Annotated in this window: 21 protein-coding genes; 13 read left to right on the top strand and 8 right to left on the bottom strand. The window is 71.6% G+C overall.

All coding sequences use genetic code 11. The features are described from left to right. Window positions 1-7: 7 nt before the first annotated feature. Genes AB0J46_RS20325 through AB0J46_RS20310 form a run of 4 tightly spaced genes read left to right on the top strand, consistent with a single transcriptional unit; the run spans window position 8 to window position 4,631 of the window. On the top strand, window positions 8-391 hold the full coding sequence (locus AB0J46_RS20325) for an anti-sigma regulatory factor (protein ID WP_364334673.1): 384 nt from the start codon (window positions 8-10) through the stop codon (window positions 389-391). Further along, a complete protein-coding gene (locus AB0J46_RS20320; RefSeq protein WP_364333850.1) occupies window positions 379-1,380 on the top strand; it encodes an ATP-binding SpoIIE family protein phosphatase in 1,002 nt (333 codons plus the stop codon). Before AB0J46_RS20325 ends, AB0J46_RS20320 begins: the two co-directional genes overlap by 13 nt. After that, entirely contained in the window at window positions 1,367-3,049 is a 1,683-nt protein-coding gene (locus AB0J46_RS20315; RefSeq protein ID WP_364333847.1) for an ATP-binding protein, read from the top strand. Before AB0J46_RS20320 ends, AB0J46_RS20315 begins: the two co-directional genes overlap by 14 nt. Beyond that, window positions 3,042-4,631 (top strand): fused response regulator/phosphatase, encoded by a 1,590-nt coding sequence (locus AB0J46_RS20310; RefSeq protein WP_364333844.1) that lies wholly within the window; start codon window positions 3,042-3,044, stop codon window positions 4,629-4,631. The genes AB0J46_RS20315 and AB0J46_RS20310 overlap by 8 nt, the downstream gene beginning before the upstream one ends. Before the next feature lie 25 nt (window positions 4,632-4,656). On the opposite strand, the gene AB0J46_RS20305 is transcribed toward AB0J46_RS20310, so the two are convergent. The 3 genes from AB0J46_RS20305 to AB0J46_RS20295 form a co-directional block, all read right to left on the bottom strand. Further along, on the bottom strand, window positions 4,657-6,018 hold the full coding sequence (locus AB0J46_RS20305; RefSeq protein WP_364333841.1) for a phenylacetate--CoA ligase family protein: 1,362 nt from the start codon (window positions 6,016-6,018) through the stop codon (window positions 4,657-4,659). A gap of 1,217 nt (window positions 6,019-7,235) precedes the next feature. Beyond that, window positions 7,236-7,892, bottom strand: a complete 657-nt coding sequence (locus AB0J46_RS20300; protein WP_358293127.1) for a response regulator transcription factor — start codon at window positions 7,890-7,892, stop codon at window positions 7,236-7,238. Further along, window positions 7,889-9,349 (bottom strand): sensor histidine kinase, encoded by a 1,461-nt coding sequence (locus AB0J46_RS20295; RefSeq protein ID WP_364333837.1) that lies wholly within the window; start codon window positions 9,347-9,349, stop codon window positions 7,889-7,891. Before AB0J46_RS20295 ends, AB0J46_RS20300 begins: the two co-directional genes overlap by 4 nt. Window positions 9,350-9,525: 176 nt before the next feature. Between AB0J46_RS20295 and lon the strand changes: the two genes are divergently transcribed. Next, a complete protein-coding gene (gene lon, locus AB0J46_RS20290) occupies window positions 9,526-11,886 on the top strand; it encodes an endopeptidase La (RefSeq protein ID WP_364333834.1) in 2,361 nt (786 codons plus the stop codon). Window positions 11,887-11,979: 93 nt separating this feature from the next. Here lon and AB0J46_RS20285 read toward each other — a convergent pair whose 3' ends face one another. Continuing rightward, window positions 11,980-12,399: a MarR family winged helix-turn-helix transcriptional regulator gene (locus AB0J46_RS20285; RefSeq protein WP_364333831.1), complete on the bottom strand. Its 420-nt coding sequence runs from the start codon at window positions 12,397-12,399 to the stop codon at window positions 11,980-11,982. Window positions 12,400-12,438: 39 nt separating this feature from the next. On the opposite strand from AB0J46_RS20285, the gene AB0J46_RS20280 reads away from it, so the two are divergent. The 8 genes from AB0J46_RS20280 (at window position 12,439) to AB0J46_RS20245 (ending at window position 20,595) form a co-directional block, all read left to right on the top strand. Continuing rightward, the gene (locus tag AB0J46_RS20280) at window positions 12,439-13,251 is read left to right on the top strand and encodes an SAM-dependent methyltransferase (protein ID WP_364333828.1); all 813 of its coding nucleotides are present in this window, start codon (window positions 12,439-12,441) and stop codon (window positions 13,249-13,251) included. Between the two features lie 297 nt (window positions 13,252-13,548). Continuing rightward, on the top strand, window positions 13,549-14,511 hold the full coding sequence (locus AB0J46_RS20275; protein ID WP_358293113.1) for an ATP-binding cassette domain-containing protein: 963 nt from the start codon (window positions 13,549-13,551) through the stop codon (window positions 14,509-14,511). Next, window positions 14,508-15,164: a methionine ABC transporter permease gene (locus AB0J46_RS20270; RefSeq protein ID WP_358011036.1), complete on the top strand. Its 657-nt coding sequence runs from the start codon at window positions 14,508-14,510 to the stop codon at window positions 15,162-15,164. Before AB0J46_RS20275 ends, AB0J46_RS20270 begins: the two co-directional genes overlap by 4 nt. Before the next feature lie 10 nt (window positions 15,165-15,174). Beyond that, on the top strand, window positions 15,175-16,002 hold the full coding sequence (locus AB0J46_RS20265; protein ID WP_364333824.1) for a MetQ/NlpA family ABC transporter substrate-binding protein: 828 nt from the start codon (window positions 15,175-15,177) through the stop codon (window positions 16,000-16,002). Between the two features lie 128 nt (window positions 16,003-16,130). Beyond that, a complete protein-coding gene (locus AB0J46_RS20260; protein ID WP_364333822.1) occupies window positions 16,131-17,666 on the top strand; it encodes an AMP-binding protein in 1,536 nt (511 codons plus the stop codon). 457 nt (window positions 17,667-18,123) lie between these two features. Beyond that, a complete protein-coding gene (locus AB0J46_RS20255; protein ID WP_364333819.1) occupies window positions 18,124-18,612 on the top strand; it encodes a DUF5946 family protein in 489 nt (162 codons plus the stop codon). A gap of 92 nt (window positions 18,613-18,704) precedes the next feature. Beyond that, the gene (locus AB0J46_RS20250) at window positions 18,705-18,971 is read left to right on the top strand and encodes a hypothetical protein (RefSeq protein WP_364333816.1); all 267 of its coding nucleotides are present in this window, start codon (window positions 18,705-18,707) and stop codon (window positions 18,969-18,971) included. Between the two features lie 388 nt (window positions 18,972-19,359). Next, window positions 19,360-20,595: a trypsin-like peptidase domain-containing protein gene (locus AB0J46_RS20245; RefSeq protein WP_364333814.1), complete on the top strand. Its 1,236-nt coding sequence runs from the start codon at window positions 19,360-19,362 to the stop codon at window positions 20,593-20,595. A gap of 71 nt (window positions 20,596-20,666) precedes the next feature. Here the strand turns inward: AB0J46_RS20245 and AB0J46_RS20240 are convergent, their stop codons facing one another. The 4 genes from AB0J46_RS20240 to AB0J46_RS20225 are packed head-to-tail and all read right to left on the bottom strand — an operon-like array spanning window position 20,667 to window position 23,230. Then, complete coding sequence (locus AB0J46_RS20240; protein ID WP_364333811.1) at window positions 20,667-21,407, bottom strand: ABC transporter permease; 741 nt, start codon at window positions 21,405-21,407, stop codon at window positions 20,667-20,669. After that, window positions 21,400-22,293, bottom strand: a complete 894-nt coding sequence (locus tag AB0J46_RS20235) for an ABC transporter ATP-binding protein (RefSeq protein ID WP_364333808.1) — start codon at window positions 22,291-22,293, stop codon at window positions 21,400-21,402. The genes AB0J46_RS20240 and AB0J46_RS20235 overlap by 8 nt, the downstream gene beginning before the upstream one ends. Then, window positions 22,290-22,613, bottom strand: coding sequence for a transcriptional regulator (locus AB0J46_RS20230; protein ID WP_352328377.1), 324 nt, complete (start codon window positions 22,611-22,613; stop codon window positions 22,290-22,292). Before AB0J46_RS20230 ends, AB0J46_RS20235 begins: the two co-directional genes overlap by 4 nt. Further along, window positions 22,610-23,230 (bottom strand): hypothetical protein, encoded by a 621-nt coding sequence (locus tag AB0J46_RS20225; protein WP_358293093.1) that lies wholly within the window; start codon window positions 23,228-23,230, stop codon window positions 22,610-22,612. Before AB0J46_RS20225 ends, AB0J46_RS20230 begins: the two co-directional genes overlap by 4 nt. Window positions 23,231-23,260: the final 30 nt, after the last annotated feature.

The raw sequence follows: 23,260 nt of genomic DNA, 5'->3' as shown, positions 1-23,260 counted from the left end.
CGAGACGATGACGATCGCGGGCAGCGCGGACGTCGTGATGGTCCGGCAGATCGTGCGGACCCTCGCGATCGAGGCCGGGCTATCCCTCGTGGACCAGACCAAGATCGTCACGGCGGCCAGTGAGCTGGCCCGCAACGCGCTCGTCTACGCCGGCGGCGGTGACGTGCGCATCGACCTCGTCGACAACGGCAGGAAACGGGGCCTGAAGCTGGTCTTCAGCGACGAGGGCCCCGGCATCCCCGACCTGGACAAGGCGCTCACCGACGGGTTCACCACCGGTGGCGGCATGGGCCTCGGCCTCGGCGGCTCCCGCCGGCTGGTCGACGAGTTCGACCTGATCTCCGCCCCCGGGAAGGGCACGACCGTGACGGTGACCAAGTGGGCGAGGTGAACCCGGCCTGGGTGCGCGCCGAGGACCCGAGTGCCGTCGGCGCCGTCCGGCGGCGGGCGGTCGAGCTGGCCGAGGCGGCCGGCTTCGACACCACCCGCACCGGGCAGACGGCCGTGGCCGTCAGCGAGGCCGTCTCCAACCTGGTCAAGCACGCCGTGGAGGGCGTCGTCCTGGTACGGCCGCACCCCGAGGCCCCGGCCGGCGTGGAACTCGTCGCGGTGGACAAGGGCCCCGGCATGGCCGACGTGGCCCGCGCCCTGCGCGACGGCTACTCCACCTCCGGCACGCTCGGCATCGGCATGGGGGCCATAGCCCGCATCGCCACCGGATACGACGTTCACTCGGTGCCCGGCATGGGCACTGTGCTCGTCATGCATTTCACCGCCGAGGGCACGCCCGGCCCTCCGCTGCGCGCCAGCGGCCTGACCCGGCCGATCGGCGACGAGGTGAGCTGCGGTGACGGCTACGCCATCGCCGAGAACGGCGAGAGCACCACGGTGCTGCTGTGCGACGGCCTCGGCCACGGCCACATCGCCGCCATCGCCGCGCAGACCGCCGTCGAGCTGTTCGCGCAGGTCCAGGACCAGGAGCCGCTGTCGATCCTGGAACACCTGCACCGCGGGCTGAGCGGGACCCGCGGCGGCGCCGTCGCGGTCGCCCGGGTCGGCCGGGACACCGTCACCTACGCCGGGCTGGGCAACGTCTCCGGCTGGGTCGCCGACGCCGGCGGCCGGCAGGGCATGATCTCGCTGCCCGGCATCGCCGGTCACCAGGGACGCACGCTCCGCCAGTACGAGTACAAGATCCCCCCGTACGCCACCGTCGTGATGCACTCCGACGGCCTGACCGACCGATGGGACCCCGGGAACGTGCCGGGGCTGTTCGCGCGCACCCCCGCGGTCATCGCCGCGGGCCTGCTGCGCGAGGCGGGCAGCAGGCGTGACGACGCCTGCGTGGTGACGGTGAGGCCCGGCAATGGCGGCGACTGAGCTCGTCAGGGTCAGGCTCGAGACCGACCAGGACGTCTTCGTCCTGCGCCGCCTCGGCCGGGCCGCGGCCGAGCTGGTCGGGCTGGAGTCCCAGGACCAGATCCGGGTCGCCACCGCCCTCAGCGAGGTGGGCAGGGAGGCCTTCGGCAAGGGCGCCGCCGCCATGATCACCCTCGGCCGCGACGTGCTCGCGATCACCATCCGTCACACCAGGCCATCCGGTTTGGACCGCTCCGAAGGCGTGACGCTGGCCGGCCGGCTCGTCGACGACATCGCCCTCGGCGACGGCCACGTCACGCTCACCAAGCGGCTGCGGCCACGGGCGACCGCCCTCCCGCTGGAGGCCATCCGCGCCGACCTCGCCAAGCTGGCGCCGATCAGCGCGCTGGAGGAGCTGCGCGAGCAGAACAGGGAGCTGGCCGAGACCCTGGAGGACGTGCTGCGGCTCAACTCCGAGCTGCAGGAGACCAACACCGGCGTGCTGGCCATGTACAACCAGCTCTCGGCCGAGCTGGAGGAGACCAACAGGGGAGTCGTCGCCCTGTACGCCGAGCTGGACGAGAAGTCCGCCCAGCTCCGCGAGACCATCGACGCGCGCAACCGGTTCTGGGCCACCGTCAGCCACGAGCTGCGCACCCCGCTGAACTCCGTCATCGGCCTGGTCCGGCTGCTGACCGGCCAGGGCGGCGAGCCGCTGACCGAGGAGCAGGCCCACCAGATCGGGCTGATCGGCGACTCGGCGCAGACGCTGCTCGAACTCGTCAGCGAGCTGCTCGACATGGCCAAGGCCGAGTCCGGCCGCCTGGACCCGCAGCCCACGCTGGTCAACCTGGCGCGGATGGCCGGGCAGCTGCACGTCACGATGCGGCCGACCAGCGAGCGCGCCGGCGTGACGCTGAGCCACGAGATCACGCCGGAGGCCACCGAGCTGTACGCCGACGAGAGCATGCTGATCAGAATTCTGCGCAATTTGCTCTCGAACGCGCTCAAATTCACTCAAAGCGGGCAGGTAGTGCTGGCCGCGCATGCCGACGAAGCCAAGAGCGAGATCGTCATCACGGTCACGGACACCGGCATCGGCATCTCGGAGGAACACTTGAGGCGCGTGTTCGAGGACTTCTACCAGGTTCCCGGCTCGCTGCAGGTCAGGGCCAGGGGCACCGGCCTCGGCCTGCCGTACGCGCGCAGGCTCACCGAGGCCCTGGGCGGCACGCTGGATCTCACCAGCACGCCGGGCGAGGGCACCACCGCCACCCTGCGGCTGCCGCACCAGAGCGGCACGCCCGAGGTCCAGCGCGTGCTGATCGCCGACGACGACGAGGTCTTCCGCGCCAGCGCCCGCCGCATGCTCTACGGCTTCACCGTGCACGTGGACGAGGCCGCCGACGGCGCCGCCGCGCTGGAGGTCATGGCCGCCTCCCCGCCCGACGTCATCCTGGTCGACCTGCTCATGCCCCGCGTGGACGGCCACGTGCTGCTGCACCAGATGGCCGAGGACGAGCGGCTGAGCGACATCCCGGTCGTCATCGTGACCATCGCTCCGCAACACGCTCCCGGCAACCGGCCGGTACTGTCCAAGCACGGGCTGCGCAGGGAACAACTCCTGCAGGCCATCCGCAGCGCCCGCCAGGGCGAGAACGGCGGTGCTGGAGAGGACCAGAATGCCTGAGTCCGCACGCGTGCTGGTGGTGGACGACACCCCCACCAAGCGCTACATCCTGTCGAGCTGGCTACGACGGTCGGGCCACCAGGTGCTGGAGGCCAGGGGCGGCGAGGAGGCCCTCGGCCTGCTCGCCGCCAACCAGGTCGACCTGGTCGTCCTCGACGTCCGACTGCCCGACATCGGCGGCTACGAGGTCTGCGAGCTGATCAAGGCCAACCCGGCCACCGCCTCCATCCCCGTCATCCAGGTGTCGGCCAACGCGATCACCCCAGCCGACCGCACCGAGGGGCTGGAACGCGGCGCCGACGCCTACCTGAGCGAGCCCATCGAGCCCACCGAGTTCGCCGCGACCGTCGAGGCCATGCTGCGCTACTACCGGGCACGCTGGCGGGCCGAGCTGATGGCCGAGCGCCTGGCCAAGCTCGCCGAGGTGACGTTGCGGATGAACGAGGCCGAGACGTTCGACGAGCTGCTGACCGTGGCCGTCGAGGGCACCGCCGAGGTGCTCGGCCGCTACAGCGGCACGCTCGCCATGCTGCCCGACGGGCGGGTCCGGCGCTTCCGCGCCCGTCCCGGCGAGCCGGCCAGTGTCCAGCCCGCCGCCCCCGACGTGCTGGAACGCCTGTCCGAGCGGACGCTGAAGGACGCCACCAGGGCCCGGGTGTTCACCCTGGCCACCAGCGAGTGGGAGGGCCTGCTGCCCGACGTGCGCGCCGAGGACTCCACCACCGGCGTGCTCTGCCGCACCAAGAACTCGCCGTCGCCGGTCTACCTGGGCGTCGAGGCCGTCTCGCCGCTCGACGCCGACGAGGTGAACCTGCTGCGCCAGCTCGGCCAGGAGCTGGCCCTGGCGCTGGGCGCGCTGCGCGCCTACACCGAGGAGCACGACATCGCGCTGACCCTGCAGCGCAGCCTGCTGCCCAGCCGCATCCCCGAGGTGCCGGGCCTGCAGGTCGCGCTGCGCTACCAGCCCGCCGTGGACAACGTCGAGGTCGGCGGCGACTTCTACGAGGTGCTGCAGGTCGACGGACGCGTGCTGGTCGCCGTCGGCGACGTGGAGGGCCACTCCCTGCACGCCGCGACCGTCATGGCCGAGGTGCGCCACGCCCTGCGCGCCTCGCTCATCGCCCAGGTCGACCTGAGCGCCTCCCTCGACCTGCTCAACCAGATGATGCGGCGCTACCACCGGGGCCTGACCGCCACCGTGTGCCTGATGCTCATCGACCCGGCCACCGGCGAGATCGAGCTGGCCAACGCCGGGCACATGCCGCCGCTGTTCGCCGGGCCCGGCAGCTCGTACCACACGCTGGGCAACCTGCTGCTCGGCGCGGTGCCCGAGCGGTACCAGGTGGACCGGCTCAAGCTGCCGCCCGGCGGCACGATGATGCTGTTCACCGACGGCCTGCTGGAGGACCGGCACATCCTGCTCGACGACAGCATGGAGAAGGCCAGGCAGCTCGCCGAGACCGTCGAGGACGACCTGGAGGAGTTCGCCGAGCGCATGCTGGCGGCGTTCGGGGCGCGCGAGGACGACGTGGCGCTCGTCGTCGTCCGCCGCACCCTCGACGCGGACTCCGCCGGCGCCTGAACGGCCGTACTTGGGCCTGAACCCCTCAGCGGGTGTACCGGTGCTTGGCTCCGGGCGGGAAGTACTCCGGGTCCCCGGCCTCGCGCAACCGGATGAACGGCATCTGCTGCGCCACCGGCACATAGTTCGCGAACTCGCTGTTCAGCCGCAGGAGCTGGGCCAGGATCGAGGCGCCCACCGCCTGGGCGACCTCGTCGGCGGGCTTCTCACCGGGCATCAGCTCCACCGTGACCGTCAGGTGCCGGTCGTGGTCGGCGTCCTCGGCCGCCTCCATCACGAACTTGCCCGTCACCGACCCGCTGACCTCCGGCTGCTCCAGCCCCACCGCGATGTTCTCCGGGTAGACGTTCGCGCCGTAGTACGACAGCGTGAAATGGCTGCGGCCGAACACGTAGACGAACGGATGCCGCGGGCCGGCGACGTCCGACCGGAAGCCGTGCCGCCCGGCGAACTCCAGCATGCGCTCGTACGGGATCACGCCGCCCTCGTCGGCGATGTGGTACCGGATCAGCGGCACGCCGTTGTCGCCGGAGAACAGCAGCGTGCCCTCGTGCTCCTCGAAGAAGCGCACCCGCGGGTCGTACTGCACCAGGGTCGGCAGCCGGGACTCCCCGAACAGCTCCCTGGCCGTGTCCGGGCGGCCGGACAGGAACCGGCGCAGCTCGACCGATAGCGGCGTCTCGTTGCCGAGCACCCCGGCGTCCGCGGTGCCGTACAGCGAGGCGATCCCGCGCACCGGGTCGGCGATCCCGGCCCGCTCGGCCACCAGCGTGCGCCACTCCTCGCTGAACACCTCGCCCGCCGTGACCAGCTTGACGTTCCAGTCGGCCCAGGGGAGCGGCTCGGTGTCGATGACGTTCTTCAGGAACGGCGGATAGCCCAGCAGGACCACCTGGTCGAAGTGCGGCGCCAGCTCCGGCAGCACCCGCGCGATCTCCCTGCGGTCGGTGCCCGGCGCGACGACGGTGATCGGGTAGCCGCGTTCGGCCAGGTGACGACAGCACTCGATGGTGAACAGGCCGCCCACCCAGGTGCCCAAAGCGAAACAGACCACGGCCAGCGTACGGCGTTCGCGGGCCCCGAAGGCGTCCCGGAAGACCTCCTCGAAGCGGGCGGCGATCACCCGCTCGTCCGCCACCGAGCGCGGCCAGAACGACGGCGTCCCCGTCGAGCCCGAGGACACGGCGATCATGTCCCCGATCACGCCGTCCCGGCAGAGGTCGGGGAGCGGGTGACGGCGGATGTAGGTGTCCTTGGACGTCATCGGCAGCCGGCTGAAGCGCTCCAGACTGGTGACACTCGCCGGCTCGACGCCGTGCTCGGCCAGGAACGAACGGTAGGCGGGCACGGTGGCGGCCACCTGATGGAAGAGCTCAAGGGGATCCATGGGGCACGCGCGGCCGACCGCCCGGAACCCTCGGCTCCCAACCAGCCCCCACGCCTCCTCCCTCCAAGAATCGATCGTCTCCAGCCCCCATGGTGACACCACCCCCACCCCCGCCACCCCTCCCCACGCAGCCCACCTCCACGCACCCCACCAACGCCCAACAAAACGCCCCGTCTCATGCACGAACTGCCCCGTCTCATGAGCGCACCAAACGCTCCGTCCCACCGCGCCCTACCCGCACCACCGCTGACGCTCCTGTCCTGCTGACATCCCTGCCCCGCTGGTGTTCCCAGTCCCGCTGTTGTCCCGTGGACTGCCTGGTGTCCCGTGTGGACTGCCTGGTGTCTCGTGCGGACTGCCTGGTGTCTCGTGCGGACTGCCTGGTGTCTCGTGCGGACGCCCTGGTGGCCCGTAGACCTGCCCCACCCGCTGGCGTCCCTGACCCCGCTGAGCCGCTGGCCGCGCCGTCTCCAACGCCTGCCGCCCCAACGCCTGCCGCCCCAACGCCTGCGGTCCCTAACGTCTGCGGTCGCCAACGTCTGCGGTCGCCAACGTCTGTCGCCCGACGCCTGCCGTTTCCAACGCCTGCGGTCCCTTACGCCTGCTGTTCCCGTGGGCGCCGTACCCATGGGCGCTTGCCGTGACTGCCGACCTGGTCTCCGCCGCACCGCCGTCCTTTTCGTCCAGGTGAGCGTGGCGTCCAGGTGCTTGCGGGCTCTCTGTGCCCTTCTGCTGGCGTCTCGATGCCGTCCCCGGGTTGCCGTCCCTCGCCGCCTGCCTGGTCGCTGCCGCGCCGTCGTACGCCCTGTGTGCGTGGGTGTGGTGTTCAGGCGTTTCCGGGGTTGTGCCCCTCGGCTACGTCGTCCCGTGGCGTCGCTCGTCCCGCGCTCCGCTGCGCTCGCCGTCCCCTGGGGCTGGTGACCCGGTCGCCGTCCTACCGTTGTATGCCCGTTCTCGTGAGCGCGGTGTCGCCAGGTCCCTCCGGCTCACTCCGCCTTCTCGGCTGCGTCAGCCCCGGGGGTATCCCTCGTCCCGCCGTCTCCCTCCGCCTGCGGACCGGGTCGCCGCTGTATCGCCGCTCGCCGTGCTCTTGGCGGCGCCGTCCCCGTACGTTGGGCTCTTGTGGTGGCGTGCTGTGGCGCTCGGTGCCGCCCCGGCCTCGTGTCCGGCCGTGTTCCAGCGCTGGGGGCCGCCGTACCCCGTGTTCGGGGGACGGGTTACTCGCCGGGGCGGACGAGGCCGGTTTCGTAGGCGAAGACGATGGCCTGGGCGCGGTCGCGCAGCCCCAGTTTGGTCAGCACGCGGCCCACATGGGTCTTGACCGTCTGCTCGGCCACGAACAGCTTCTGGGCGATCTCCTGGTTGGACATGGCCTGGGCGACCAGGATGAGCACCTCCGTCTCGCGTTCGGTCAGCTCCTCCGGACGCCTCCCCGACGGCGGACGGGGCCCGCCCAGCCGGGCGAACTCGTGGATCAGCCGCTTGGTGATGGCCGGCGCGATGAGCGCGTCGCCGGCGGCGACCACGCGGACGGCCTCGGCGAGCTGGGCCGCCGAGGCGTCCTTGAGCAGGAACCCGCTGGCCCCCGCCCGGAGCGCCTCGTAGACGTAGTCGTCGAGGTCGAACGTGGTCAGGATGAGCACCTTCGACGCCGGGCACGCCGCCAGCACCTCCCGGGTCGCCTCCAGCCCGTTCATGACCGGCATGCGCACGTCCATCAGCACCACGTCGGGACTCAGCGCGACGGCCCGCGTCACGGCCTCACGGCCGTCGGCCGCCTCGCCCACGACCTCGATGTCCGGCTGGCCGCTCAGGAACACGGTGAACCCCGTGCGGACCATCCCCTGGTCGTCGGCGATCAGCACGCGGATCACGCGGCGCCCTCCCTCTCCTCGACCGGCAGCCCTACGGCCGGCCCGCTTGACGACTCGACCGGCGGTTCCGTCGGCAACGCGGCGCTCACCTGGTAACCGCCGCCGCGCGTGGGCCCGGCGTCGAGCGTGCCGCCCAGCAGCGCCGCGCGTTCCCGCATGCCCACCAGCCCCTGGCCCGCGCCGGGCGCCGCCGCGGGGGAGCGGCCGGGACCGTTGGCGACGCGCAGGCGCAGCGTGCCGGCATCGGCGGTGATCTCCACGGTGACCCTCGACCCCGGCGCGTGCCGCATCGCGTTGCTGAGCGACTCCTGCACGATCCGGTACGCCGACAACCCCACCGCGGGCGACAGCCGCCCGATCGGCCGCCGCCGGTCGACCGCCACGGTCAGCCCCGCGTTGCGGGCGTTGGCCACCAGCTCCTCCAGCCGGTCGAGGCCGGGCTGCGGCGCGGTGTCGGTGCGGCCCTCGGGGTCGCGCAGCACGCCGAGGACCTGGCGCAGCTCGTTGATGGCCTCCAGGGACAACGCGCGGATCTCGGCCAGCCCCGCCTCCAGCTGGGACGCGTCGCCCGCGGCCCTGAGCGGCACGGCCTCGGCCTGGATGGCGATCACCGACATGTGGTGGGCCACCACGTCGTGCAGCTCGCGGGCGATGCGGGCGCGCTCCTCCAGCACCGCCTGCGCGCCCTCGGCCTGGCGGGTGCGCCGCTCCTCCTCGATGAGCAGGGCCGTGGCGTTGCGCCGGGCGCGCACGTTGTAGCCGAACAGCAGGACGACCACGGCCACGCCGGCCACCACCGGCGTCGAGTCGACGTCGACGGCCAGGCACAACAGGACGGTGAGGATCCCGGCCCCCACCGTGATCCGCCGCTCGCAGCGCACGCCTACGGAATAGAGCGCCAGCAGGTACGCCACCCCCACCGCGACCGGGTAGGGCGCGTAGCCCTCGTCCCGCCCGATCGTGAGGCTGGCGCAGACGGCGACGGGGGTCAGCACGGCCGCCGCCCGCCAGGCCGCCAGCGGCCACCGGTTGCGCAGCACCACGGGCAGGCCGGCGGCCAGGCCCGCGAGGACGACGGCGCCGCCCCAGAGCGGCGCGGGATCGCCGGGCGTGGCGGCCGCCTGCACGTTCCACTCCAGGGTCGTGGACAGCGTCACGCCGAACAGCTCCACGGCCAGCAGGAGCTCGGCGATCTGCAACAGGCTGTACGTCTTCACCGGGACCAGCGGCGCCAGCCATCGGGGCACCGGCATCCGCAGCCACCGGGAACGCGGCCGGGACGGGGGATCGGCGCTGCCCGTCAGCAACGCGAGCGTGAAGGGCCGCAGCACGGCCAGCAAGGCCCGCCACAGCGCCACGGCGAACCGCCCGGCCGGCCCTCCGGACGACTCCGGAGGGCCGGTGCGCGCGTCGCCCTGGGAGGCGAGGGGCGCGGAGCGCCGGGCACGGTGATTCACCTGGTCAAGAATACGGAAAAGCGGGCGGCCGAACGTCAGACCAAGGTCTGATCCTGACGTCACCCTCAGGTATCACTTACAACATTACGATCGCCGTGAGCGAACATCGGCAAGGTTGGGAACAACAGCGCGCTCCAATGAATTGAGTCGGTATAACTCAACCCTTTGGAGTTCGCATGAGTGAGAGCTTGATCCTCCCGGTCCTGCCGCTCGACGACGAGGTCGTCCTGCCGGGCATGGTGGTTCCGCTGGACCTGTCCGACTCCGAGGTGCGTGCTGCGATCGACGCGGCCCGCGCGTCCGGTGGTAACAAGCCGCGGGTCCTCCTCGTTCCCCGGATCGACGGCCGTTACGGCGCCGTCGGCGTCCAGGCCGTGATCGAGCAGGTCGGAAGGTTGCCCGGCGGTGAGCCCGCCGCCGTGGTCCGCGGTGTCAACCGCGTGCGCGTGGGCACCGGCACCACCGGCCCCGGCGCCGCACTGTGGGTCGAGGCCGACACGATCGACACGGTTGCGGCCGGCGAGCGCGCCCAGGAGCTGGCCAAGGAGTACAAGGCCCTGGCCACCACCATCCTGCAGAAGCGCGGCGCCTGGCAGGTCGTCGACCAGGTCAACCAGATCGACGACCCCTCGGTGCTGGCCGACAGCTCCGGCTACACCCCGTGGCTGACCACCGCCCAGAAGGTCGAGCTGCTGGAGGCCGCCGACCCGGCCGACCGCCTGGCCAGGCTCATCGAGTGGTCCCGCGAGCACCTCGCCGAGCTCGACGTCGCCGAGACGATCCGCAAGGACGTCCAGGAGGGCATGGAGAAGCAGCAGCGTGAGTTCCTGCTGCGCCAGCAGCTCGCCGCGGTCCGCAAGGAGCTGAAGGAGCTCAACGGCGACACCGCCGAGAGCGAGGAGGAGGACTACCGGGCCCGCGTCGAGGCCGCCGACCTGCCGGAGAAGGTGCGCGAGGCCGCGCTCAAGGAGGTCGACAAGCTGGAGCGCACCTCCGACCAGTCCCCGGAGGGCGGCTGGATCCGCACCTGGCTCGACACGGTGCTCGACATCCCGTGGAACGAGCGTACCGAGGACAACTACGACATCGCGGGCGCGCGGGCCGTGCTCGACGCCGACCACACGGGCCTCGACGACGTCAAGGACCGCATCATCGAGCACCTGGCCGTGCGCAAGCGCCGCCAGGACAAGGGCGTCGGCGTGGTGGGCGGCCGGCGCAGCGGCGCCGTCCTGGCCCTCGCCGGTCCTCCCGGGGTCGGCAAGACGTCCCTGGGCGAGTCGGTGGCGCGCGCGATGGGCCGCAAGTTCGTCCGGGTCGCGCTCGGCGGCGTACGCGACGAGGCCGAGATCCGCGGACACCGGCGCACCTACGTCGGCGCGCTGCCGGGCCGCGTCGTCCGGGCCATCCGCGAGGCCGGCTCGATGAACCCGGTCGTCCTGCTCGACGAGGTCGACAAGGTCGGCGCCGACTACCGCGGCGACCCCACGGCGGCGCTGCTGGAGGTCCTCGACCCGGCCCAGAACCACACCTTCCGCGACCACTACCTCGAGGTCGAGCTCGACCTGTCCGACGTGCTGTTCCTGGCCACGGCCAACGTGCTGGAGGCCATCCCCGGCCCGCTGCTCGACCGCATGGAGGTCGTCACCCTCGACGGCTACACCGAGGACGAGAAGGTCGCCATCGCCCGCGACCACCTGCTGCCCAGGCAGCTGGAGCTCGCCGGGCTGACCTCCGAGGAGGTCAAGGTCGACGACGGCGCGCTGCGGCGGCTGGCCGGCGAGTACACCCGCGAGGCCGGCGTGCGCTCGCTGGAGCGGGCGGTCGCCAGGATCCTGCGCAAGGTGGCGGCCAAGGACGAGCTGCCCGTCACGGTCGGCCCGGACGACCTGGTCGGCTACATCGGCAGGCCGCGGTTCGTGCCGGAGTCGTCGCTGCCCGAGTCCACCCAGCGCACCTCCGTGCCGGGCGTGGCCACGGGCCTGGCGGTGACCGGGGCCGGCGGCGACGTCCTCTACGTGGAGGCGTCGCTGGCCGACCCGGAGACCGGCGAGACCGGCCTGACCCTGACCGGCCAGCTCGGCGACGTGATGAAGGAGTCGGCCCGGATCGCGCTGTCCTACCTGCGCTCGCACGGCGCGGAGCTGGAACTGCCGGTCACCGCGCTGAAGGACCGCTCGGTCCACGTGCACTTCCCCGCGGGCGCCGTCCCCAAGGACGGTCCCTCGGCGGGCGTGACGCTGACCACTGCGCTGGCCTCGCTCCTGTCGGGCCGCCAGGTCCGCGCCGACGTCGCCATGACCGGTGAGATCTCGCTGACCGGGCGGGTCCTGCCGATCGGCGGCGTCAAGCAGAAGCTGCTGGCCGCCCACCGGGCGGGCATCACCACGGTGCTCATCCCGGCCCGCAACGAGCCCGACCTGGACGACGTGCCCGAGGAGGTGCGCAACGAGCTGACCATCCACGCGGTCAGCGACGTGCGCGAGGTCCTCGACATCGCGCTGACCCCGGCCGAGGTCGCCACCACGGTCGCGGCCTGACGCCGCGCCCGGGGGCTGCCCCGGCACCGCCCCGCCGCCTCCGGCTTCCCGGATGCGGCGGGGCGGCTCCATGTACGGACCGGCGGGCCGGGGTCAGGCGGTGAGCAGCAGCGACTCCAGTTCCTCCAGCAGCGCCACGACCCGGGCCGCGCGTTCGGGGTCGTCGCCGGCCGCCGCGCGCACTGCCTCTTCCACCGGTCTGGCCGCCCGGCGGTGGACCGCGGCCAGCGCCGGTTCCGTCAGCGTGACCAGGGTGCGCCGCCCGTCGCCGGGGTCGGGCTCGGTCCGGACGAGGCCGCGCTCGCGCATCCGGGCCACCGAGGCCGACACGTGGCTCTGGACGAAGCCCGTCCTGGCCTGGATCTCGCCGACGGTGCCGCCCGGGTGGCGCAGCACGTCCTCGAAGACGGCCTCCTCGCCGGGGGTGAGGGGCGGGCCCTTGGTCTCGCCGGCCGCCGTCTTCGACAGCTCGACCAGCCGTCGTCCGAGCCTTCGCAGTCGTGCCACGTTCATGGTGGCCGATTGTATCGCTGGAGATGTATCGTCAGCGATATGAATGGGGTGGCGAGGACGGCGGTGGGCGCGGCCCGGTTACGGGCGCGCGAGAGCGAACGGCCCGACCGGCTGTTCGAGGACCCGTACGCGGGCGCCTTCGTGGCGGCGGCGGACGCCGGGTCGCCGGACGCGGGACGGGGGAGCGGAGCGGGTGATCTCTTCAGCGCCCATCTGGTGTTCAGGACCAGGTTCTTCGACGACCATCTGAGCGGTTCCGGCTGCGACCAGGTCGTCCTGCTGGCCGCCGGGCTCGACGCCCGCGCCTTCCGGCTGGACTGGCCGCCGGGCGTGCGGCTGTTCGAGCTCGACCTGCCCGAGCTGCTGGCGTTCAAGGACGGCGTGCTGCGCGGGCTGGCCGCGACGGCGCGGTGCCAGCGCGTCCCGGTGCCGGTGGACCTGCGCGGGGACTGGCCGGGCAGCCTGCGCGCGGCCGGGTTCGACCCGGCGCGGCCGACGGCCTGGCTGATCGAGGGCCTGCTGATCTACCTGAGCCCGGCCGAGGCCGGGCGGCTCCTCGACGGCGTGTGCGCGCTGTCGGCCGCGGGCAGCAGGCTCGCCTTCGAGCACGACCCGGCCGCGGCCGCCGTGCTCGCCGAGCGGGTGCGCACGATGCCCGAGCTGCGGCGGATCGCCACCCTCTGGAAGGGCGGCCCGGGTGCGGACGCCGTCGCCCGGCTGACGGCCCGCGGCTGGCGGACGCGTACGGTCGAAGCCGCCGCCCTCGCCGCCCGGTACGGCCGCCCCGCCCCGCGCGGCGGTTTCCTCACCGCGGTGCTGAGTGACGCAGATCACCACAATTCCCCGGAATAGGAGTATGTAAAGGCGGCGTTAGCACCGGCGTGAACGAGGCATACGCGAACGACCACCGCGCCCACCGGGACGCCATGTGTTGTCGCATGCGTATGGGGCGAATGCCGGCCCGCTAGAGACCAGATCCCGCCCGTTCTCCTCGAAGGTCACCATGATCCACACTTTCTGCTTCGTGCTGCGCAGGCTGAGCCACCTGCCGTTCCCTCCGGGCAGCCACTAGATCCCACCGCTCCGACGGTGATGTTCGTGTAAGGAAGCGGCCCGCCACCCGGCCGCTCTCACTCGTGGGGAAATTTCGTGATCCAGGCTTCCGGCCTGCGCAAGCAGTACGGCCAGACCGTCGCGCTCGACGGCGTCGACCTGCATGTGCGCGAGGGCGAGATCTACGGCGTGCTCGGCCAGAGCGGTGCCGGCAAGAGCACGCTGCTGCGCTGCGTCAACCTGCTCGAACGCCCCACCGCGGGCACGGTCACCGTCGCCGGGCAGGACCTGACCGCCCTGCCCGGCCGCGAGCTCAACCGCGCCAGGCAGCGCATCGGCATGATCCACCAGCACTTCGCGCTGTTGTCCTCGCGGACGGTGGCCGGCAACGTCGCCTTCCCGCTGGAGGTCATGGGCGTGCCCAGGGCCGAACGGCAGCGGCGTGTGGCCGAGCTGCTCGACCTCGTCGGCCTCCAGGGACGCGGCGGCGACCGCCCCCACCAGCTCTCCGGCGGCCAGAAGCAGCGCGTCGGCATCGCCAGGGCGCTGGCGGGCAACCCGTCGGTGCTGCTGTCGGACGAGGCCACCTCCGCGCTGGACCCGGCCACCACCCAGTCGATCCTCGCCCTGCTCAAGCGGCTCAACGCCGAGCTGGGCCTGACGATCCTGCTCATCACCCACGAGATGAACGTCGTCAAGAGCGTCTGCGACTCGGTCGCGATCATGGCCGGGGGCCGCGTCGAGGAGTCGGGGGCGATCGCCGACCTCATCAGGACCCCCGGATCCCGCCTGACCAGGGAGATCTTCCCGCTGCCCGAGCCCGCTCCGGCCGGTTCCGTCACGCTCACCTTCACCGGTGACCCGGGCCGTCCGCTGGTCTCGGAGATGGCGCGCAAGTTCGACGTGGACGTCAACATCCTCGGCGGCTCGATCGAGGAGCTGGCCGGCGGTTCGGTCGGCCGCCTGCGCGTGGCGCTGACCGGCGCCGAGTCGTCCTCGGCGCTGTCGTTCCTGCGGGAGTCGGGGTTGCTCGTCGAAGTCGCGGGGGAGGCCGCATGACCTGGGAAGAGATCGCGCCGCTGCTGTGGCCGGCCACGTGGGAGACCGCCCAGATGGTGGGCTGGGCCACGCTGTTCACCGTGCTGTTCGGGCTGCCGCTGGGCGTGGCGCTGGTGGCCTTCGACCGGGACGGGCTGCGCCCGCTGCCGGCGTTGAAGTCCGTGCTGGGGATCGTCGTCAACATCGGGCGGTCGTTGCCGTTCATCGTGCTGATGATCGCGATCATCCCGTTCACCCGGCTCGTCATCGGGACCACGATCGGCACCGCGGCCGTGGTGGTGCCGCTGACCGTGGGGGCCGTGCCGTTCTTCGCCCGGCTGGTCGAGACGGCGCTGCGCGAGGTCGGCACCGACGTCGTCCAGGCCGCGCAGGCCATGGGGGCGAGCCGGACCGCCATCGTGCGCAAGGTCCTGCTGCCCGAGGCGCTGCCGGGCCTGGTGTCGGGGCTGACCGTCACGATCGTCGCGCTCATCGGGTACTCGGCCATGGCGGGCACCGTCGGCGGCGGCGGGCTCGGCGACCTGGCCGTGCGCTACGGCTACCAGCGGTTCGAGACGCTCGTGATGATCGTGACCGTCATCCTGCTCATCGTCATCGTGCAAATTCTGCAGAGTCTGGGCGACTGGGTCGCTCGGCGCATTTCACATAAGTAAGGGAAAAATCATGAAGATTCGCTCGATATTGGGTGCTGCTGCGCTGTCCCTGTTGCTCGCCGCATGCGGTACGTCGCAGTCCGCGACCACCACCCCCGCCGCCGAGTCGGCCGACACGGTGCTGAAGGTGGGCGCGAGCCCCGTCCCGCACGGCGAGATCCTGAAGTTCGTCAAGGACAACCTGGCCCCGGCCGCCGGGCTGAAGCTGGAGATCGTCGAGTTCACCGACTACGTCCAGCCGAACGTGCAGCTCGACGAGGGCCAGCTGAACGCCAACTTCTTCCAGCACAAGCCCTACCTGGACGACTTCAACGCCTCCAAGGGCACCAAGCTGAGCTTCGTCACCCCGGTGCACCTGGAGCCGCTCGGCCTGTACTCCAAGAAGATCACCTCGCTGTCGGCGCTGGCGGACGGGGCCACCGTGGCCGTCCCCAACGACGCCACGAACCTCGGCCGCTCGCTCAAGCTGCTCGCCGACAACGGCCTGGTCAAGCTCAAGGACGGCGCGGGCACCGCGGCCACCGAGCGCGACGTCACGGACAACCCCAAGAAGCTGCAGTTCAAGCCCCTTGAGGCAGCCCAGCTCCCGCGCTCGCTCGACGACGTGGACGCCGCCGTGATCAACGGCAACTACGCCATCGAGGCCGGGCTCAAGCCCGCGAGCCAGGCGCTGGTGCTGGAGAAGACCGAGGGCAACCCGTACGTCAACGGGCTCGTCGTCCAGGCCGGCCACGAGAAGGACGCCAACATCGTCACCCTCGGCAAGCTGCTCCAGGACCCGAAGGTCAAGGACTTCATCAAGCAGAAGTACGAGGGCTCGGTGATCCCCGCCGAGTGATCCCGGCGTGTGATCCCCGCCGTGTGATCCCGGCGTGGACCGACGCCGAAGCCGCGGCTTCCCCACCGGGGAGCCGCGGCTTCGGCGCGCCCTAGCGCCGCCGCCGACGGACCGAATACTGTTCTAATATGTACCCGGGAGCCATCGCAGCCGTCACCCCCGACAAGCCCGCTGTGATCATGGCGGGCTCCGGGCAGGTCCTCACCTACCGCGAGCTCGAAGAGGAGTCCAACCGCCTGGCCCACGCCTTCCGCGCGGCCGGGCTCAGGCCCGGCGACCACGTCGCCTTCATGCTCGCCAACCACCCGCTCTTCCTGGCCATCGCCTGGGCCGCGCACCGCGCGGGCCTGTACTACACGCCGATCAGCTCCCGCCTGCAGACCGACGAACTCGCCTACATCGTGGACAACTGCGGCGCCCGGGTCTTCATCTCCAGCGCGAACCTGACGGAGGTGGCCACCTCGATCACCGACGCCACGCCGCGCGTGGAGCTGCGGCTCATGCTCGACGGCGTCGCCGAGGGCTTCGCCTCCTACGAGGAGACGGTGGCCGGCTGCCCGGTCACCCCGATCGCCGACGAGTGCCAGGGCGCCGACATGCTCTACTCCTCCGGCACGACCGGGCGTCCGAAGGGCGTCAAGGTGGCCGCCTCGCTGGCCCCGCTGACCGAGTCGAACACGCTGGTCCGGCTCATCCAGGCGCTGTTCGCGCCGTCGGCCGACAGCGTCTACCTCTCGCCCGCGCCGCTGTACCATGCCGCGCCGCTGCGCTACTGCCTGTCCTTCCAGCGGCTCGGCGCCACGGTGGTGGTGATGGAACGCTTCGACCCCGAGGAGTACCTGCGGCTGGTCGAGCGGTACGGGGTGACGCACTCGCAGCTCGTCCCGACGATGTTCATCAAGATGCTGAAGCTGCCGGAGGAGACCCGGAAGAAGTACGACCTGTCGTCGCTGGTCTGCGCCATCCACGCCGCCGCGCCGTGTCCCGTGCCGGTCAAGGAGCAGATGATCTCCTGGTGGGGGCCGGTGATCCACGAGTACTACGCGGGAACCGAGGGCAACGGCTTCCTCTACGTCGGCTCCCAGGACTGGCTGGAGCACAAGGGCACGGTCGGCCGCTCGCTGCTCGGCGTCGTGCACATCTGCGACGAGGAGGGCGAGGACCTGCCGCCGGGCGAGCACGGCACGGTCTACTTCGAGAACGGCGCCCGCTTCGAGTACCACGGCGACCCCGACAAGACCCGCTCGGCGCAGGACCCGAAGGGCCGGGGCTGGACCACCCTCGGCGACATCGGCTACCTGGACGCCGACGGTTTCCTCTACCTCACGGACCGCCGCTCGTACATGATCATCTCGGGTGGGGTGAACATCTACCCGCAGGAGGCCGAGAACGTGCTGGCCGTGCATCCCAAGGTGGCCGACGTGGCCGTGTTCGGGGTGCCGGACGAGGAGATGGGGGAGCAGGTCAAGGCCGTGGTCCAGGCGATGACGGCGGCGGAGGCGGGCCCGGCGCTGGAGGCGGAGCTGATCGCGTACTGCCGGGAGCACCTGGCCCACTACAAGTGCCCGAAGTCGGTCGACTTCCGCGACGAACTTCCACGCCACCCGACCGGCAAACTCTACAAACGCCTCCTGAGGGACGAATACTGGCCCACCCGCACTTGACCACAGGGCCGCGATCACGCGACCGGCGTCCAGGATCGTCCCGTGGTGGACGGGCGGAGGCTGCGAGAGGAAGCCCGGTCCGTCGCCGCCTCTGGCGCGTACGTAGGTCGATGAGGGAGGCTCGGTGGTGCCCCCCGGCCCTGCCGCGGGCCGGGGGCGAACAGTCCGGGACCGACATCCGGGGGCCCGTTCCCGCGAGGCGGCGACCCCTCGTCCGCCCGGCCGCCCCTGGCGGCCGCGCCGGCGTGACGGCCCCGCACCGACCTGGACGGGAGACGAGCATGACCAACATCGGAGTCCCTGAGATCCTCGCTCTTCTGGTGATCCTCGCCCTCGGGGCGTTGATCTTAGGAGGCATCGTGTTCGTGGCGGTGAAGCTCGCCAACCGCGGCCGGCGGTAGCCCCGGCGCCGGACGCCTCGTCGACAACGCCGCTCTGGCCGCCTAGGGTGCGGGGCGTGACGGAGCGTCTCACCATGGCTCGGTGCGAGTGCGGCGCGGTCGCCGGACCGCTGGGCGCCTGCGTGGACTACTACCACGCCGTCCTGTCCGAGGAGCAGGGCGATCCCGGCATGTACCGGTGGCACGCGGTGGTGGTCTGCGCGTACTTCCTGCAGCATCCGTCCGGGGCGCACCCGAAGTACCTCGACGGCCAGTTCCGCCAGTTGCAGCTCTGCCTGGACCGGGGCCTGGACGCGCTGCTTCGCGTGGGAGCCCGCCAGGTGGCCAGGAACAGGCACGGGACGCGGCCGGTCCACGACCCGGAGCCGCTGTCGGCGTACGCGCCGCTCCCGCCGGGCGGGCCGCCCCGGCACTTCCGCGCCACGTTCAGCGACCTCCCGGTCCGGGACGGCAGCTTCGTGTCCGACGGTCATCCGGCCTACGGCCGGCGCATCGAGACGATCGCCGCAGCCACGGTGGACTCCTGGCGCTCCCTCCAGACCTGACCCCGCCCAGGCGGAGGCCGTGGCACCTCGTCACCGGATCGTGGATCCGGCAGCTATCGGATCTTGATCCAGGGATGGCAGCCTTTCGACCCGTGACCTCTTCAGCAGGCGAGCCCGCCGACGACCAAGTCCCCGTCCAAGTCCCCGTCCTCGTGGCGTCCACCGGAGGGGACGGTGACCCCGCCACGGCGGTGCGCGTGGTCGGCACCGTGGCCATCTGCCTCGGCTTGGCGCTGTCGGTGCTCACCATCCTCATGCCGTGGCAGGACGAGCCCACCGCGTGGCTGCTCGTCTACCTGGTGATCGCCTTGGGCGGCTTCGCCCTGCGCATCGAAGCGGCCGTCCGCGCCCGCCGCTGACCGGACCTGCCGGTGTACGCAGACCGCAGCACGCCGCTGCACCCATAAGTCACCGTCCAACCAGGAGTCGTGCATGCGTTTCGGACCCACTGTGATCCTCGCGATGCTGGTCGTCCTCGTCGTCATGGCGCTGGTCGTGGGAGGGATCGTGGTCGCGGCGGTGAGGCTGGCGAAGCGCGGCCGCCGCCGGTGAACCCCCCGGCTGCGCCGCACCCCGTACGAACGTGGTTTGTAGATTCTTTCCTGTTTTTGTGTGCATAAGTCCGGCCCATGAGCAGCGCAGATAAGGTGTGAGTGAGTCGTCTCGCAGAGTTCCGATCAGCGCCTTAACCAGGTCTTACGCCCCTCTTGGCACCCTTGAGTCATAGGGACTTGAGGGAGATGACAGATGAACGCGAACGAGCCTCGCGAGCAGGGCACCGGTGGGTGGAGCCAGTTCGGCGCCACCCCGCCGGCCGCCGGGGGCTTCCCCCGGCGGGACACGATCGTCATGGAGCAGCCGCCTCCTCCTCCGCCGTCCACCCCCGTCAAGGCGCGGCTCAACGCCGGGCAGAAGGCCGTCGCCGGGCTCGCCCTGGCCGCGATGGCCATCGGCGGCGGTGTCGTGGGGGCCGCCGTCGCGACCGCGTTCCAGCCCGAGCCGCAGCAGGTGGTCAGCGCGCCGAGCCCGGTGCTCAGGGCGGCCTCCAACCAGCTCTCCACCGCTGAGGTGGCCGAGCGGGTGCAGCCGTCGGTGGTCATGATCCAGGGGCAGACGGGCGAGGGGTCGGGGGTCGTGCTCTCCGAGGACGGCCTCATCCTCACCAACAACCACGTGGTCGTCGGCGCCTCGCAGGGCGGGGGTCAGATGACGGTCAAGTTCAGCGACGGCAAGACGGCCAAGGCCAAGGTCGTGGGCACCGACCCGGCCACCGACCTCGCGGTCATCAAGGCCGAGGACGTCTCGGGCCTGACCAAGGCCACGCTGGGCGACAGCGACCAGCTCAAGGTCGGCGACGACGTGCTGGCCATCGGCAGCCCCCTCGGCCTGGACGGGTCGGTCAGCAGGGGCATCGTCAGCGCCCTGAACCGTACGCTCAAGCTGGGCGGCGAGCAGCGTCAGCAGCTTCCCCCCGGCTTCGGCGGCGAGCAGCAGCAGGCCCCGGTGGAGGGCACCACCATCGGCGACGTCATCCAGACCGACGCCGCGATCAACCCCGGCAACTCCGGCGGCGCGCTGGTGAACGCGGCGGGCGCGCTCGTCGGCATCAACACCGCCATCGCCTCCGACGCGGCCGGCGGCGGCGTCGGCTTCGCGATCCCGGTCAACACCGCCAAGCAGGTCGCCGAGCAGCTCATCAAGAGCGGCAAGGTCAGCCACGCCTTCCTCGGCGTGAGCGTCACCGACGCCACCGGCGACGTGCCCGGCGCGCTGATCCGGCAGGTGACCGCGGACAGCCCGGCGGCCAGGGCCGGGCTGCAGGAGGGCGACCTGATTACCAAGATTGGGGACACACCTGTTGACTCAGGCGATACCGTTGTTGGACAGGTCAGAGGTTTCAAACCGGGCCAACAGGTCAAGATCACATATATGAGGGACGGACGGTCCGCGGAGGCCACCGTCACCCTCCAAGAGAAGAAGTAAACACAAGGACCCCCTCCCGGAGACGGGTGTGCCGTTGAGATCGCTGCGGACTCGGCGGCACACCCCCCCCATCAGGCGAAACGCCGGCCCTCGTCGCGGCGGTACGCCCACGTCGCGGCGGCCGCCGCGATCACCGTCCAGACGCCCAGCATGATCAGCGCGATGCCGTCAGGGCGGGCCCCCGAAATGGCCGCCCAGATCAGCTCGGCCGCGCCCCTGGACGGAACGTACGGCGAGACGGCCTCCACGATGTCCGGCAGGATCTGCGGCGGCAGGATCAGCCCGCCCACGATCGCCACGGGGAAGAAGACGATCTGCGCCACCGCGAGCGCCGCCTTCGACGGCAGCGTCAGGCCGAGGAACAGGCCGATCAGCATGAACGGCACCCCTCCGCCGACCAGCGCGGCCAGCCCCAGGGCCAGCCGGACCGGCGTGATGACCGCCTCGGTCAGCAGGGCCGCGACCACCAGCACCGGCACCACCGACAGCAGCATGAGGACCACCGTCGAGACCATCCGCCCGGCCAGCCGCGGGAACGGCCCGGCGGGCAGCGTGCGGGTGTAGGGGTCCCAGGGCTGCTCGCGGTCCTGCGACACCGACGCGCTCAGCCCGATCACCGCCGAGGACATGGCGCCGAAGAACATCAGCGCCCCCGTCGCCGACGTCGCCGCCGCCGGGTCGCCGCCCGCGAACGGCACCACGAACGCCAGCATCGAGATGGCCGGGAACATGGAGCTGGCCAGGATCCCGATGGGCACCCTGAACTGCTCGACGAGCTGCAGCCGGGTGTGGGCCACGATCAGGCTAGACATGCGCGCTCTCCTTGGGGGGCGAGGTCGAGGTGATGGTGAGGAAGGCCTCCTCCAGCGTGGTCGGCCTGACCTCCAGCCCCGAGAACGGGATGCCGCTGCGCACCAGCTCGACCACCAGCCGGTCGGGATCGGTGGTCAGCAGGCTGACGCGGCCGTCCTGGCGTTCGGTGCTGAGCACGCCGGGCAGCTCGGGCAGGTCCTCGGCGTCGAGCGAGACGCGCCGCACCCCCACCATGTCGCGCACGGCCCGCACGGTGTCGTCGGCCAGGACGCGTCCCTGCCCGACGACGACCACGCGCTGGGCCAGCGCCTCGATCTCCTCCAGGTAGTGGCTGGTCAGGACGACCGTGCCGCCTTCGGCGTGGAAGGCCTGGATGCCGTCCCAGAGGGTGCGCCTGGCCTCGACGTCGAGGCCGGTCGTCGGCTCGTCCAGGAACACCAGGCGCGGGCGGCCGGCGAAGGCCAGCGCCACGGCCAGGCGCCGCTTCTGGCCGCCGGACAGCCCGCCCACCTGCCGCTTGACCAGGTCGCTCAGGCCGAAGCGGTCGAGCAGTTCGTCCCTGCCGAGCGCGTCGGGGAAGTGGGCGCGCACGAAGTCGGCGATCTCGCCGACCCGCAGCGACTCGGGCAGGCCGGTCTCCTGCGGGGTCACGCCGATGCCCTGGCGGATGACGGGATCCTGGGGCGAGCCGCCGAACAGCTCGACCGTGCCGGAGGTCGGACGGCGCAGCCCGACGAACAGGTTGATCAGGGTGGACTTGCCCGCGCCGTTCGGCCCGAGCAGGCCGACCAGCTCTCCTGCCCGGATGTCGAGCGAGACGCGGTCGAGCGCGAGCACGTCCCCGTAGCGGCGGGTGACCTCCACCGTTCTGGCGAGGGCCGTCATGGGGTTCCTCCAGCGTTGTCGAGCAAGGCGCGGATCGCCTTGGTGTAGTCCTCGAAGGCCAGCCGTCCGCGCTGGGTGAGCGCGACGTACGTGACGGGGGTGCGGCCCTTGTGGGTCTTGGTGATGCGGACGTAACCGGCGTCCTCCAGCTTGGTCAGATGCACCGAGAGGTTGCCGGCCGTCATCCCGAGCAGGTCCTTCAGCGAGGGGAAGGCGATCTCGTCGCGCCCGCCGAGGGTGTTGAGCGTGGCGACCACCCGCAGCCTGGCCTGCGCGTGGATCACCGGGTCGAGTTCGGGGACGGCCCCGTCGGGGCTCACATCCGCCGCCGCAGCACGACGCCGGCCGCGATGTAGCCGCCGCCGGTCAGCACGGCCGTCAGCAGCGCGTGCCAGCCGGCGCCGAGCATGACGCCCACGCCGTTGACCACCGCCGCCCACACGCCGACGAAGAACATCGGCCAGTACGTCCAGATCGCGCCGCCGGCCATGTAGAGCAGCGCGACGAGCATCATGAATCCGCCGCCCCACAGCAGGCCGCTCTCGGTGGCGGGGAGCTGGGGGCTGACGCGGATGGCGAGCACCGTCATGGAGACCAGGCCGGCCGCCCAGGCGTAGCCGTACATCATGCCCTTGGCCGAGGTCTCGCCGCGGACCTGCGCCCCCATCTTCACCATGCCGAAGATCGCGATCGCCCCGGCCAGCGACATGCCCGCGAACAGCACCATGAGCGCCTGCGGGCGGGAGATCGGCGCGTAGGGGACGCCGTCGAGGCCGTAGTGCAGGAACAGCGCCGTGAAGCCGAGCAGCCAGGCCACGCCCCAGGGCACGTAGAGCAGCACCGGGTCGCCGTGCAGGCGCCGGACCGTGGCGGTGCGCTGCTGCTCGATCAGCCGCAGCGTCTCCTCGGGAGTACGCGCCCGATCGTCGTCCACCATGCCAACTCCTCTTACCCGCAAACAGGTTTG

Origin of the sequence: Nonomuraea sp. NPDC049758, from assembly GCF_040674635.1 — a bacterium.
GTDB lineage: Bacteria > Actinomycetota > Actinomycetes > Streptosporangiales > Streptosporangiaceae > Nonomuraea.
Note: the sequence above shows the minus strand (reverse complement) of the source record. Positions and strands in the feature narration are given on the sequence as shown.